General features: G+C 69.9%; 9 protein-coding genes. 4 read left to right on the forward strand and 5 right to left on the reverse strand.

Translation table 11 applies throughout. From position 1 onward, the window contains the following. Window positions 1–126: 126 nt before the first annotated feature. On the reverse strand, window positions 127–5,736 hold the full coding sequence (locus ACGFI8_RS44225; protein WP_392814146.1) for a GH92 family glycosyl hydrolase: 5,610 nt from the start codon (window positions 5,734–5,736) through the stop codon (window positions 127–129). Between the two features lie 299 nt (window positions 5,737–6,035). On the opposite strand from ACGFI8_RS44225, the gene ACGFI8_RS44230 reads away from it, so the two are divergent. Both ACGFI8_RS44230 and ACGFI8_RS44235 read left to right on the forward strand, forming a co-directional pair. After that, window positions 6,036–7,013 (forward strand): LacI family DNA-binding transcriptional regulator, encoded by a 978-nt coding sequence (locus ACGFI8_RS44230; protein ID WP_392814165.1) that lies wholly within the window; start codon window positions 6,036–6,038, stop codon window positions 7,011–7,013. Window positions 7,014–7,100: 87 nt separating this feature from the next. Then, a complete protein-coding gene (locus tag ACGFI8_RS44235) occupies window positions 7,101–7,862 on the forward strand; it encodes a hypothetical protein (RefSeq protein ID WP_392814149.1) in 762 nt (253 codons plus the stop codon). Between the two features lie 25 nt (window positions 7,863–7,887). Here the strand turns inward: ACGFI8_RS44235 and ACGFI8_RS44240 are convergent, their stop codons facing one another. The 3 genes from ACGFI8_RS44240 to ACGFI8_RS44250 all read right to left on the reverse strand — a co-directional run bounded on the left by ACGFI8_RS44240 (window position 7,888) and on the right by ACGFI8_RS44250 (window position 10,422). Further along, the gene (locus ACGFI8_RS44240) at window positions 7,888–8,964 is read right to left on the reverse strand and encodes an ABC transporter permease (protein ID WP_392814151.1); all 1,077 of its coding nucleotides are present in this window, start codon (window positions 8,962–8,964) and stop codon (window positions 7,888–7,890) included. 85 nt (window positions 8,965–9,049) lie between these two features. Next, complete coding sequence (locus tag ACGFI8_RS44245) at window positions 9,050–9,964, reverse strand: ATP-binding cassette domain-containing protein (protein WP_392814154.1); 915 nt, start codon at window positions 9,962–9,964, stop codon at window positions 9,050–9,052. After that, window positions 9,961–10,422, reverse strand: coding sequence for a GntR family transcriptional regulator (locus tag ACGFI8_RS44250; protein WP_392814155.1), 462 nt, complete (start codon window positions 10,420–10,422; stop codon window positions 9,961–9,963). The genes ACGFI8_RS44245 and ACGFI8_RS44250 overlap by 4 nt, the downstream gene beginning before the upstream one ends. A gap of 121 nt (window positions 10,423–10,543) precedes the next feature. Here ACGFI8_RS44250 and ACGFI8_RS44255 point away from each other — a divergent pair, with 121 nt between their 5' ends. Further along, entirely contained in the window at window positions 10,544–11,803 is a 1,260-nt protein-coding gene (locus ACGFI8_RS44255; protein WP_392814157.1) for a Clp protease N-terminal domain-containing protein, read from the forward strand. A gap of 4 nt (window positions 11,804–11,807) precedes the next feature. Here the strand turns inward: ACGFI8_RS44255 and ACGFI8_RS44260 are convergent, their stop codons facing one another. Continuing rightward, the gene (locus tag ACGFI8_RS44260) at window positions 11,808–12,434 is read right to left on the reverse strand and encodes a class I SAM-dependent methyltransferase (protein ID WP_392814159.1); all 627 of its coding nucleotides are present in this window, start codon (window positions 12,432–12,434) and stop codon (window positions 11,808–11,810) included. Between the two features lie 79 nt (window positions 12,435–12,513). Between ACGFI8_RS44260 and ACGFI8_RS44265 the strand changes: the two genes are divergently transcribed. Beyond that, the gene (locus ACGFI8_RS44265; protein WP_392814162.1) at window positions 12,514–13,110 is read left to right on the forward strand and encodes a helix-turn-helix domain-containing protein; all 597 of its coding nucleotides are present in this window, start codon (window positions 12,514–12,516) and stop codon (window positions 13,108–13,110) included. Window positions 13,111–13,199: the final 89 nt, after the last annotated feature.

Consider the following 13,199-nt stretch of genomic DNA (forward strand, 5'->3'; position numbering starts at 1 on the left):
ATGAACATACGGACCTATCGGCACGAAACTCCTAAATGCGTCTGCCGGCGGCCGGCATCACGCATCGTGCGGCAAAGCCGCCGGTGAGCGGGGTCGCTCACCGGCGGCTTTGACTACTCCCTCGGCTCAGTTCGCGTCGGTGACCGTGAAGGGCAGCTCGACCCGGGTCGCCGAATCGGCGCCGGCCAGCGTGATGCTGGTCGAACCCGGCTCCGCAGCCCCCGGAACGCTGATGGTTGCGCCGGAGATGACGCCATCGCCGTTCGCGTGAACGGTCATGGCGTGCAGGCCGTCACCGAAGGTGATCGTGACCGCCTCGTTGCGGGCGAACCCGGAACCGTCGACGGTGATCGCCGTGCCGCGCTGGCCCTCGGTGTCCGACAGGGTCACCTGGGGCTGGTACGCAGGCTGGGCCTGCTGCCCGGTCACCTCGACGGTGGCCGTCGCCGGGGCCTGCGAAGATGCGCCCTCGGCGGTGACGGCGTACAGGCCGGGCTCCGCGTCACGCGGTGCCGCGATCGACGCGTGCACCGCGCCCGCCGCGGAGGCCTTGACCGTCACGTTGCCCGCCGTGCTGAGCGTGACGCTCACCTGCTCGCCGGCGGCGAACCCGGTGCCGTTGACGGTGATCGTGTCACCGGCACCGGCGGACGGCGATGCCGAGATCGTCGGCTGCGCCCCGGGTCCTCCCACCGTCACGGTGAACGTCACGGTGCTGCTCGACAGCGTGTCCCACACGGTGACGTGCACCGTGTAGGTGCCGCTCTGCGTGTACGTGTGCTGTCCGCTGATCGCACCGGACGCGTTGACCGCGGCGTCCTGCGGAACCGTGCCGTCACCCCACTGGACACTGGCGTGGTAGCCGGTCGAGTCGGTGACGCCGCCGGTCACCGAACCGAGCGCCGCGTTGAGCGCCTGCCCGACGGTGGCCGTCTGGTCCTTCGGGGCCGTGGTCACCAGCGCCGCGGCCGGCGTGCCGTCGTTGGCGATGGCGAACACGTGGATCCGGCCGGCCGAGCCCGGGTCGCCGGTCTGCGTCGGCAGGGTCACCGACACGAGCGTCTTGCCCGCCGGGATCTGGTACGGCGCGGTGGCGAACAGGAACGGCTGGGCGCCATCCCGGCTCGTGCCGAGCAGTCGGTACCCGGTCCTGGCAACGATGATGTTGCCGTAGGACGGCGTGCCGTTGGGGTTGCCGCCCAGCGTCCAGTCGCTCATCTGGATCGGGATGCTGGCGGTGGTGCCGTCGCTGAACCTCGCCGTGCCGGTGGTGCTCTGGTTGCCCTGCGTACCGGCGCCGATGAACGAGATGCTCTTGGCGTCGGCCGGCAGGTTGAGCACGATCGTCTTGCCGTTACCGACCGCGTTGTCCGGCTGACCGGCCGGGGTCGCGGACAGCGTGAAGTTCAGCGCCGTTCCGGGAACCCCGTGCGGCTGACCCTGGGTCACGCCCCCCGCCGCGAGTGCGGCCCGGGAGTACGCCCAGTTCTTGGCGTCGCAGTTGGCGGCGAGGACGCCCTCGTCGCCGATGCAGACGGTGTCGAACGCGGCGGTCAGGCTGGACTTCGGCGTGTAGGCCACGTCGACGGCGACCGTCGCCGAGCCCTGGCTGGTCCCGTCGGTCACCGTGACGGAGGCCTGGTAGTAGCCGGGCTTGGTGTAGGTGTGCGAGCCGCCGACGTTGTACACGGCCCGCGAGCTCGGGGTCGTGGTGCCGGTGGTGGCCGGCGTGCCGTCACCCCAGTCGATCGTGGCCTTGTAACCGGTGGCGGTGCCCCCGGTGACGGAGGCCAGCGGCACCGACACCGCGGCGTCGGACATCGCGTGGACGGTGCCCACGCTGGTGACCGTGATGACGCCGCCACCGAGCTGGACGTCGCCGCCGGCGAGCAGCTCGATCTCGGCGAGGTTCATCTGCGTGGCACCGGTGGTCTTCGTGACGACCAGGCGGAACTGCGCGAACTGCCCCGGGTTGTCGATCCGGAACGGCCGGGTCTGGTTGCGCCACGGGAACACCTGGCCACTGCGGGAGTCGACGGTGGTCCAGGTGATCCCGTCGGCGGAGCCCTGCAGCTGCCAGTCCGTCGGGTCGCCAGCCTTCGCACCCGAGGTGAGGGTGTAGTACGTCGGCGCCTGCTTGCCGCCGCGGTACGCCCAGGTGATCTCCGGCGTGCCGGAGGCGAACGTCATCTGCGTGGTCGACGAGTCGTCGAACAGCTTCGACGCGTCCTGGCCGCCGGTCGCGGTCGCGGTGCCGAGACCGGGGCCGGTGGTGTCCTGCAGCGGCTTGGGCACCGCGTTGCCGTTGGTCAGCGACGGCGGTGCCTCGTTGTTGCTGGTGCCCCACGACGACGGGTTCGGTCCCATCTGGAAGTCGATGGTGCCGCCGTTCACGAGGACGGACGAGTCGATGGAGGTGACCTTCTGCTTCTTGCCGTTGACGTTCACGCTCTGCACGTAGACGTTCTTCGTGCTGTTGTTCGCCGCGTTGACGACGATGTCGCCGCTCTTGCGGTGGACGGTCATCTGGCTGAACTGCGGCGAACCGATGGCCCAGTTCGACGAGCCGGCCTGCAGCGGGTACAGGCCCAGCGAGCTGAGGACGTACCACGACGACATCTCGCCGTTGTCCTCGTCACCCAGGTAGCCCTGGCCGATCTCGCTGCCGACGTAGAGGCGCTGCAGGATCTCCCGCACGATCGCCTGCGTCTTCTGCGGCGCGCCGACGAAGTCGTACATGTACGGGATGTGGTGCGACGGCTGGTTGCTCATGCCGAGCTGGCCCATGCGCACCGCACGCGCCTCCAGCATCTCGTGGATCGTGCCGCCGTAGCCGCCGGGGTGGTCGGCGTTCTCCGGCGTGGCGAAGAAGTCGTCGAGCTTCTGCTTCAGCGCCTGCTGCCCGCCGTACAGGTTGGCCAGGCCCTGGCCGTCCTGCTGCGCGGTGAACGCGAAGTTCCAGCCGTTGGTCTCGGTGTAGACGCCACCCCAGTCCAGCGGGTTGTCGGCGCGGAAGTTGCCGGAGGCGTCACGCCCCTGGAAGAACTTCGTGTTCGGGTCGAAGAGGTTGACGTAGTTGCGGGCCCGCTGCAGGAAGTACTGCGACTCCTCCTTGAGGCGGTTACGCTCCTCCTTCGGCGTGGCCGGGTCCTTGGCCATGGCCGCGGCCATGTTGCCGATGCCGTAGTCGTTGATGAACCCTTCCAGCGCCCACGACACCGACTCGCCCGTGGAGGTCGGCGTGTAGCCGAGGAACAGCGACGTCTCGATGCCCTTGCGGCCGACCCCGCTGCGCCCGGACGCGACCGTCGCGTCCTTGACCGCCGCGTTGTACGCGCCGAGCGCGTCGGGCAGCGTGACGCCGTTGAGGTACGCCTCGGCCAGCGCGACGTCCGAGCTCGTACCGGTCATCAGATCGGCGTAACCGGGCGACGACCAGCGGGCGATCCACCCGCCGTCGCGGTACTGCTGGACGAACCCGTCGGCGATCTTCGCCGCGACGTCCGGGTACAGCAGCGAGTACGCCGGCCAGACGGTCCGGTAGGTGTCCCAGAACCCGTTGTTGACGTAGATCTGCCCGTCGACGATCTTCGCGCCGGTGGTGGTAGCGGTCGACGTGCCGGTCGCCGCCGAGACCGGGCTCGCGTACTGCCAGCGCGGCGCGGCGGCGGTGCCGGTGTTCTCCGACTGCGAGTTCGGGTACAGGTTCAGGCGGTACAGGTTCGAGTACAGCGAAACCAGCTGCGTCTCGGTCGCGCCGCGGACGTCGATCCGGCCGAGCCGGTCGTTCCACGCCGCCTTCGCGGCGGCACGGACCTCGTCGAAGCTACGGCCGGTGACCTCCAGGTCGAGGTTCTTGCGGGCCTGGTCGACGGAGATGAACGACGTCGCGAGCTTCAGCGTCACCTGCTGGTTCGCCGAGGTGTCGAACGTGGCGGACGTGGCCGAGGTCGTCTTCGGCGCCCGGTCGAACGTGCCGGACACGAACATCCGGCTGCGACCGACGGACAGGCCACTGCCGTTGTCGACCCAGCCGGTGAAGGTGCCGTCCGTGCCGATGGTGAACGTGCCGTTGTAGAAGACGAGGCTTCCGGTGGTCCCCGTGGGGAAGGTGAACTGCATGATGCCGCCGTGGTCCGTGGGCGACATCTGCGCGATCAGGCCGTTGGTCATCTTGACCCGGTAGAAGTCGGGCTGCGCGGTCTCGTCGTTGTGGCTGAACGCGAGGGCCCGGCTGCTCGGCGTCCCGGTGAGGGAACCGCCGGCCGGCACCGGCATGACCGACATCTGGTTACGGTCGCCCATCCACGGGCTGGGCTCGTGCGAGATCGCGAGTCCCTGCAGGGTGGGCAGATTGGCCGCGTTGTTGGTCCGCTGGTACTCGTACTCCCACGAGTTGGAGGTGGCGTTGGTGACCGGCGTGAAGAAGTTGAAGCCGTTCGGCACCGCCGAGAGCGGCAGGTTGTTGCCGCGCGAGAACGAGCCCGACGCGTTGGTCCCCCGCCGGGTGTCGACGTAGTTGGTCAGGCTGGAGCCGTCGATCGACGCCGGCGTGCCCGCCACGGTGACGTCGTCGATCCAGCCCTGGAACCGGGTCGCGGCGGTGGCCTGAGGATCGTCGTAGGCCAGCAGGATGCGGTCGATCGTCTTGCCGTTCGCGACCGCCCCGATGTCGGACTGCACCGCGTTCCACTGGTCGGCGTAGAGCACCTTCGAGGCGCCCTGCCCGGCGGCGGTGAGTGCGTACCCATGCTGGTCGATCGCCGAGAGCCCGCTGAGGTAGCTGCCGTCGGTGAAGTGCAGGTCGACGGCGGCGTACGTGGACGGGTACTGGGCGTCCTGCCCGGTGTACTCGGGGAAGATCTTGTAGGACAGCCGGCTCTTCGGTCCGACCGGGATGTTCACGTCAAACAGCTTGTTGGTCGCGTACGAGCGGCCGTCGGCCTCGGCGCCGCCCGAGTATCGCAGCGACGCCAGGCCGGTGAATCCGGCGCTCGTCTTCATGTTGTAGCCGCTGGCCGGGCCGGTGCCCACGACGCTGACCATCGGGGTGGACGGCGGCCTGCTGTTCGAGCCGTCGCTGATGTCCCAGTCGGCGAGCTGGACGATCGAGTCACCGGAGTTCGCGGTGATGTTCAGCCGGTAGTACCCGTAGGAAGTCGTGTTGGTGAAGCTGTAGGTGTTGGTGGCGAACCGTCCGCTGAAGCTCTGTCCCGTCCGTCTGTCCAGGTCGGTCCACGTGGTGCCGTCGTTGGACCCCTGTACGGTGAAGTCCTTGGGGTCGCGGGCCGGCACGTCGTTCGCGGAGGTCAGCGAATACTTCACGACCGCCGCGGGCTTCTCCATCTGGTAGGCGACCCAGCCGGTCGGGTTGAACGCCAGCCATTTGGTCGACGAATTGCCGTCCTTGAGCTTCACCGCGGTTTCGTTCGGCGGGTTCTCCGCACTCGCGGTCACCGCGCTGACCTGGCCGAGCAGGCTGCCGGGCAGTCCGCTGAGGCTCGATCCGCTCAGATTCGCCTGAACCGGTTTGCCGTTCGCGTCGAGCTCGACGGTAGTCGTCGCAGGTTTCGGGTCGTTCGACTCGAACGAGGAGCTGAAGTCGCCGGGCGGCCCCGCGGCGCTCGCCGCGGTTGCGGCGACGAGCAGGCCGACCGGCAGTAGCAATGCGGCGGCCGTCGCAAACCGACGGCGCAATAAGGGGTGAGCGGCGGGTGCGCCGCTGGGCACCTTCATGCGGATCTCCTGGGGGATGGTGGACGTACGCCCCAAGGCACGCCCGGTGGAGATCGCTAGCGTTTCGCCATCTGACAACGTTGTCAAGATACACTCGTGTAATTTCCCTGAAATGAAGCGCGGGCTTCCGCTGCTCATCGCCTCGACACGGCGACAAAACCGCTGCTCGCCGGCGAGTGCCGTCGGCGGGCAACCAGGGCGGCGGCGGGCGAGATCGGAAATCGTTGTCACGATGCCGGCCGGCGCACCGTATCGTCTGTCGTGTGACCAGCGACCTCGGCCGTACGAGGCGGCCCACGATGTCGGACGTGGCCGCCCGTGCCGGAGTGAGCCTGAAGACCGTCTCGCGGGTCGTGAACGACGCGCCCCACGTCCAGCCGGAGCTGGCCGAGCGGGTGCTCGCCGCCGTGGCCGAGCTCGGCTTCCGCCGCAACCACCTGGCCAGGTCGCTGCGCTCCGGGCAGGCGACCGCCACGATCGGGCTGCTCATCGAGGAGATCGCCAACCCGTTCTACGCGACGATCGCGGGAGCGGCCGCCGAGGTCGCCCGGCAACGCGACACGATGCTCATCATCGCCAGTTCCGAGGAGGACCCGGCGCGCGAGCAGCAACTGCTGCGGGACATGTGCGCCCGCCGGGTCGACGGGCTGCTCGTGGTGCCGGCCGGGCACGACCACTCGTTCCTGCGCGCCGAGGTCGAGCTCGGCACTCCCGTGGTCTTTCTCGACCGGCCGGCCGGCAACCTGCTCGCCGACACGGTGCTGCTCGACAACCGCGGGGGTGCGCGGGCCGGGGTGCGCCGGCTCGTCGAGGCGGGCCATCGCCGGGTCGCCGTCCTGCTCGACTCGATCGGCGTCTACACGATGCGCGAGCGGCTCGACGGCGCACAGGAGGCACTGGTCGAGGCGGGCGCGCCGTACGACAACCGGCTGGTCTGCGACGGCGTCCGCGACCCGGCGGCGGCCAGCCGCGTCGTCGGGGAACTGCTCGAGCAACCGGATCCGCCGACGGCCTTCTTCAGCCTGAACAACCGGATCACCCTCGGCGTGATCGAAGAACTGCACCGGCGCGGCAGCGACGCCGCGCTGCTCGCGTTCGACGACTTCGAGCTGGCCCGCCTGGTGCCGTACCCGCTGACGGTGATCGCCTACGACACCCGCGAGCTGGCCCGGGCCGCCACCGAGCTGCTGTTCCGCCGGATCGACGGAGACCGGTCCTGGCCGCGCGCGGTGGTGCTGCCCACCGAGCTCGTGGCCCGCGGTATTTCGGCACGCTGAACCCGGCCGCGATCCGCGTCGTGACAACGATGTCACACGCTTCAGGTGCCTTTCACCCACCGACCCGCGTCGGGTAGAAAGATTGCTGTGTTCGAGCGGACGACGACCGACACCCGGGCGGTGCTCGCGCGTATCCCGAGCCTCGCCCTCGCCGCGAAGCGGCGCCAGATGACCCTGCCGGACCTGGCGGCGGCCTTGTCCACGCCAACGGGCAACACCGCCGAGGTCTGGCACGCCCCCGCCGCCGAACCGCCACCCACCGAGCCGCCACCCACCGCCGAATCGCCGCCCGCCGAACCGCCGTCCACCGCTGAGCCGCCGTCCGCCGAACCGCCGTCCACCGCCGAACTTACGGAGAGTGGCGAGCGTGGCGGCCCGCCGTCCACCGCTGAGCCGCCGTCCGCCGCTGAGCCGCCCACCGCTGGCTCCGGGACCAGCGGCACCGTGCCGCCGGCGAGCGTGAGCGGTGCTCCACCGGACCTGCGCTTCGACCGCGACACACGGGTGATGCTGGAGCAGGCGCGGCTCGTCGCGCTGCGCGAGCGGGCCGAGCACATCGGCACCGAGCACCTGCTCGCCGCCCTGGTGCGCACCGGGCCGCCTGACGTCGTGACCTGGCTCGCCGACCGCGGGGCCACCGCCGAAGCAGTCGATGCCTTGCTGGCCCGGCTGCGCGGCGGCCCAGGCGTCGAGCGACTCCCGGCCGAGTTGTCGAGGGCGGATCGGTGGAACTGGCGGCGGGCGGCCGCGCGGGTGCACGGCGACCGCCGGATACCGCGCCTGCTCACCACGGGCGCACTCCTCCTCGCCGCCGTGGTCGTGTTCGTGTTCTGCGTCTGGGGGCCGTGACTTCGGCTCACCGGTCGAATGCGCTTCAGCCCGCGCTGAGGCTGGTCCGGCGGACGATGAGCCAGACGGCGGCGAGGGCCACCGCGGCGAGGCCCAGATAGGCGCTGTCGAGGATGAGGTGGAAGGCAGGGATCCGGCTGCTCGGCTGGTAGATCATGTAGGTCAGGAGATGGTTGCGGGCCAGGCAGTCGGGGGTCGAGTTTGGATCTTCCATGAGGTTCGGGCACATGCGGTGCAGGTCGGCGTAGGTGACTTCGTGCCCGGGAGAGTCGAACACGTTCGATACCGAGTCGGGGCTGATTTGGATTTGGCCGGCGACGATCAGGGCGTTGGGGTCGGCGACGCGAGGGCCCGGTTGGCCGAGGCGCTGGTAGACGGACAGCGGTTTCATCAGGGTGGGATAGCGCCACTGGACGCCCAGCATCAGGCCGATGAAGCCCGCGATGACGGCGAATATGGCTGGGAGCGTGCGCCTGATGACAGCGCCGAGCGCGACGCCGACCGCAAACCAGCAGACGCCACTCGCGAGCGGGAGCATTCCGGTGACCAGGAAACTCGATTCGTCGAACAGGCCGCCGCCGACAATGTTGGAGTACACGTGCGCCAGATGTTGGGTGGCGGCGGAGAGCACGGCGGTCAGGGTCGCCACGAACAGGCCGAGCAGGGCCAGCTTGGTCCACAGCCAGCGCACCGGGGAGACGTCCTGGCTCCAGGCCAGCAGCAGGGTCCGCTGCTCGTGCTCGCGGGCCAGCACCGGAACACCGATGAACACGCCGATCAGCAGCGGCAAGTACCGCACCACCAGCCCCAGGCGTTCGGCCTGCCGGATCGGGCCGAAGTCGGCCCAGAGCGTCGCGCGCTGTGGGGAGAACGGCGGGCACGCCGTGTCGTGGCACTGGTGGTACAGGCTCGTCATGTCGATGGAGAGGTAGACCATCCAGCCCACGAGCACGGCCGTCAGGACGAGCGAGCCGAGCAGGGCCCAGCGGTGCTGGCGCCAGGTCAGCCAGACCATGCCGGAGACACCGCCGGCGCGCCCGGTGGCGGATTCCCGGCCGTCCGGGCGGTTCACGGCCGGCGGTCGGTGCGTCAGCGCGCTCACGCCGTCACCTCCGCTTCGCTCCGGCAGCGGCACGAGCTGAACCTGCATTCCTGATGAGCGGCCACTCCGCTTCGCTCCGTACCGCTCATGCCGTAACCTCCAGATCCTTTCGCGCCCGGTACGACGCCTTGAGATGGGTGACGATCAGCTCGTCGAGGGAAATGGGCTGGGCGGTCCATCCGGGTGCGACGATGGCGGGCGCGACGGCCGCGTCGGGCAGCTGGACGACGAAGGTCGACTGCCGGTCGGCATGCTGCACCTGCAGGATCGTGCCGGGGGTCGGCGGCCGGTCCGCTCGGGGTCCGGTGAATCGGAGGTGGCGGGCGAGCAGCTGCTCGACGTCGCCGGTCAGCACGGGACGGCCCGCGTCGAGCAGCAGCAGGTGGTCGCCGACGCCGCTGAGTTCGGCCACGATGTGGGTCGAGAGCATCACCGTCATGTCGCTGTCGGCCGTCTCGGCCAGCAGCTCGCCGGTCACCTCGGTGCGGGCCACCGGGTCGAGGTTGGCCAGCGGTTCGTCCAGCAGCAGCACGGTGGGGCGGGACCCCAGGGCGACCGCGAGTGCGACCTGTGCCTTCTGGCCTCCGGACAGCTTGCCGCAGCGGCGGTCCAACGGCACGTCGAAGCGCTCCAGCCAGGACAGCGCCCGCCGCTGGTCCCACACGCGGTTGGTGCACCGTCCGAAGCGCAGCATGTCCGCCGCGGTGAAGTCCCGGTACAGCGGCTTGTCCTGCGCCAGGATCGCCACGCGGCTGTTGACGTCCGCACCGCCGGTCCCGCCCTTCACCACCGGACGGCCGTTGACCAGCAGCGTTCCGGAGGTGGCCGGCAGCATGCCGCTGATGATGCTCATCAGCGTCGACTTGCCCGCGCCGTTGGCGCCGACGAGCGCGACGATGCGGTTGGCGGGCAGCTGGAAACCGCACTCCCGCAGCGCCCACACGTTGCCGTAGCGCTTGCTCACATCTCGGGCTTCAACGACGATCGACTGGTCGTTCATGCGGCGTCACCCTTCTTCCCGAACGCGGTGCGCGCCACCGGTTCCGTCCGCGGCGGGCCGTTGCCGGCCTGCGCCCGGCGCAGTGAGTCCTCCGCGATCACCGAGGTGAACAGCGCCTGGACGTCCTCGTCCTCCAGACCCGCCTCGCGGGCCTGACCGAGCCACCGGGACAGGCCGCTGCGCAGCCGGGCCATGACATGGGGATCCGCGTCGCCCAGCGTGCCGCTGACGAACGTGCCCGACCCCTGCCGTGCCTCCACCAGGCCGGCCAGCTCCAGCTCCCGGTAGGCCTTCAATACCGTGCTCGGGTTGACCGTGCACGAGGTCACCACGCTGCGCACGGTGGGGAGCTGGTCCCCGGGATGCAGCAGTCCCATCCGCAGTCCCTCGCGCACCTGCCTGATCAGCTGTGCGTACGCGGGAACGCTGCTGGACCGGTCGACATGGAAGTTGATCACGCTCCGTCCCTCCGATCAGATTGTCACGGTCAAGTAGAACACTAGTTAATCAGCACGACAAGGACGGGTGCCACGCGCGTGGTCGGATGTGGCACGATCCCCCATCGAGGTGGTGCGGATCATGCAGGTGACGGATCAAGCGCTTCGGGCGACCGTGCTGGCTTCGGAAGCGGCCCACACGCTCGGTGCCGAGCAGGTCGGCAGCTATCACCTGCTGCTCGGCCTGGCCGATGCCGAGGGTGGTGCGCGGCACGCGCTGGGCTTGAGCTCCGAACGGCTTCGCGAGGTCGGCGCGACGCTCTTCCCGCCGAAGCCGGAGCACCAGGGTGACGCACGGGTCCCCTTCGCGGCGGAGCTCAAGGAAGCGCTCGAACGCGGCATCCGGCAAGCGCGCGCGTCCGGCCACGACCATGCGACGACCGTCGACCTCCTCTTCGCGCTCCTCGGCCAGGAAGCGGGCCAGGAAGCAGGCCCGGAAGCAAGCCCGGCGGCGGAGTTGCTGCGCGCCGCGGGGACCGACCCGGCGGAGGTGCGCGCGGCCCTGGCCGAGCAGGACCACGGCGCTTGCTGCCAGGAGACGGGCGTCAGCCCCGCCCGGCCGATCCTGGCGGATATGGGCTCTCGCGCGGACCTCATGCCCGGCCGCTTGCGGACCATCGCCGGCGTGGTGGGCAATCTCATCCCCTGCGCCCTGTTGTACGCCGCGGTGCTGGCCGTCAGCTGGGACACATCCGGTCCCGAACTCGTCCTGACCGTGGGCACGGTGGCGACGCTCATTCCACTGATGCTCAGTCCGCTCGGATCCCGGCGGCAGATCCGGCGGCTCACCGCGCTGGCGCCGACAACCGTTCTCGCGCCGGAGGACATCCAGCCGATGCTGAACCGCCTCGGCCTACGTCAGCTCGAGATACGCATCCGGCCCGGAATCGCCCAGGACCGCTGTTACCGGCTGGGCCGGCGAGCATGGATCGTGCTCTCCGGGCACACCGAGCATCAGCCGGAGCCGTTGCGTTTCGTGCTGTGGCACGAGATCGCTCACCTCGCCCGCCGCGACGGCATGCGCCGGGGCCTGGTCGGCGTCCTAAGCTATGGCCTGATTCTCGCCGCCTTGGTCAGCTTCGATCCCCGCGCGATGGCCATCGCGTTCGTCGGTGTGCCGGTGGTCGCCGTCGCCGGCCTGTGGTGGTCCGAGGCGGCGTGCGATCGTCTCGCCGCCCGGCACGCCGGCACGGGCGCCCTGCACGCCTGGGCGGCCGACCGGCGTGCGATCGTCGCCAACCTACGACCGTCTCGCCGGGCACGAGCGAAGGGTTGGTTCGCCCACCCCCCGCTCGCACTACGAACGGCGCTCCACCCGCAGGCGGGCCAGGACGGGCGGTAACCGGTCATGGACGCCGTTGCGCTCGCAGTACGGTGTCGCTTCGGTGGTGTGTCCCGGGTGGCGCGGGAGTCGTTCGTGGGCGGGTCTCGTTGATCAGGATGGCCCAGTGCTCGTCGAGGAGATCGGCGACGTCCTTGGGCTCGTAGAAGTCGGCGGGGTCGAGGTCGTGTTCGTGCCGCGGCGGGAGGTCGGCGAGGTCAGCGAGGTCATGGCCGACGATGAGGAGGGTTCCGCCGGGTGCGACCGCGGCGAGCAGGCCGCGTAACGCGGTGTGCTCCGGCCGGCGTCGCAGCGGGAAGTACTGGGCCGAAACCAGGTCGAACGATCCGGCCGGCGGTGGCGTGGTGGCCAGGTCGGCGTGTTCCCACACCACGCGACCGGCGCTGTCCTCGGCGGCGGCGCGTTGCAGGGCGACGTGGGAGATGTCGACCGCGGTGACCCGCCAGCCGTGACGGGCCAGCCAGAGCGCGTCGGCGCCTTCGCCGCATCCCAGGTCGAGCGCGCGCCCCGGGCGCAGTTGGGCGACCTCGGCGACCAGCACGCCGTTGGGGTTGCCGCTGAACAACTGCTCCCGGCTTCGGTACCTGTCGTCCCAGAACTGTGCGCTGCCGTGCGTGTGCTGTTCGGTCATAGGAAGCACCTCCGGCGCCAACATTCCTCGAACCACGACGGCTTGACAAAGGACTTTGCGAAAACCGCAAAATGTGGGCATGCGTGACGAGGCCGACGACGAGATCAACACCGTGCTGAGCGCCGTAGGGCCGCGCCTGCGCCAGTTGCGACGCCGCAGCGGAACGACGCTGACCGCGCTGTCGGAGACCACGGGCATTCCGATCAGCACCCTGTCCCGCCTGGAGTCCGGGCAACGCAAGCCGGGCCTGGAACTGCTGCTGCCCCTGGCGCGGGCCTACCAGGTGCCGCTCGACGAACTGGTCGGCGCCCCGGCCAGCGGCGACCCGCGGGTCTATCCCCGGCCGATCACCCGCAACGGCATGACCGTCATCCCGCTGACGCGCAAGCCCGGCGGCCTGCAGGCGTTCAAGCACATCCTTCCCACGAGCCCGGCCGGCACCGAACCCGACCTCCGTTCACACGAGGGATATCACTGGTTGTACGTCCTCAACGGTCGCCTGCGCCTCATCCTCGGCGACCAGGACCTCGTGCTGACGGCCGGTGAGGTCGCGGAGTTCGACACCCACCTGCCGCACTGGTTCGGCAACGCCGACCCGCAGCCGGTCGAGTACCTCAGCATCCTCGGCCCGCAGGGCGAGCGCTTCCACGTCCGAGCGCGTTACCGACCGTCTTGACATCCTCCCCTCCCTAAAGGGAGGGGAGTCCCTGGGTCGCCCCAGGGATTTCCTGCTTCACCGCTGACTGCCCCGTCCGGGAGGACTCC

This window comes from Dactylosporangium sp. NPDC048998 (assembly GCF_043197855.1).
Taxonomy (GTDB): Bacteria; Actinomycetota; Actinomycetes; order Mycobacteriales; family Micromonosporaceae; genus Dactylosporangium.

Coding starts and splice junctions, on each gene's coding strand:
- ACGFI8_RS44225 (WP_392814146.1), bottom strand. CDS start 5,736: ATGAAGGTGCCCAGCGGCGCACCCGCCGCTCACCCCTTATTGCGCCGT.
- ACGFI8_RS44230 (WP_392814165.1), top strand. CDS start 6,036: ATGTCGGACGTGGCCGCCCGTGCCGGAGTGAGCCTGAAGACCGTCTCG.
- ACGFI8_RS44245 (WP_392814154.1), bottom strand. CDS start 9,964: ATGAACGACCAGTCGATCGTCGTTGAAGCCCGAGATGTGAGCAAGCGC.
- ACGFI8_RS44255 (WP_392814157.1), top strand. CDS start 10,544: ATGCAGGTGACGGATCAAGCGCTTCGGGCGACCGTGCTGGCTTCGGAA.
- ACGFI8_RS44260 (WP_392814159.1), bottom strand. CDS start 12,434: ATGACCGAACAGCACACGCACGGCAGCGCACAGTTCTGGGACGACAGG.
- ACGFI8_RS44265 (WP_392814162.1), top strand. CDS start 12,514: ATGCGTGACGAGGCCGACGACGAGATCAACACCGTGCTGAGCGCCGTA.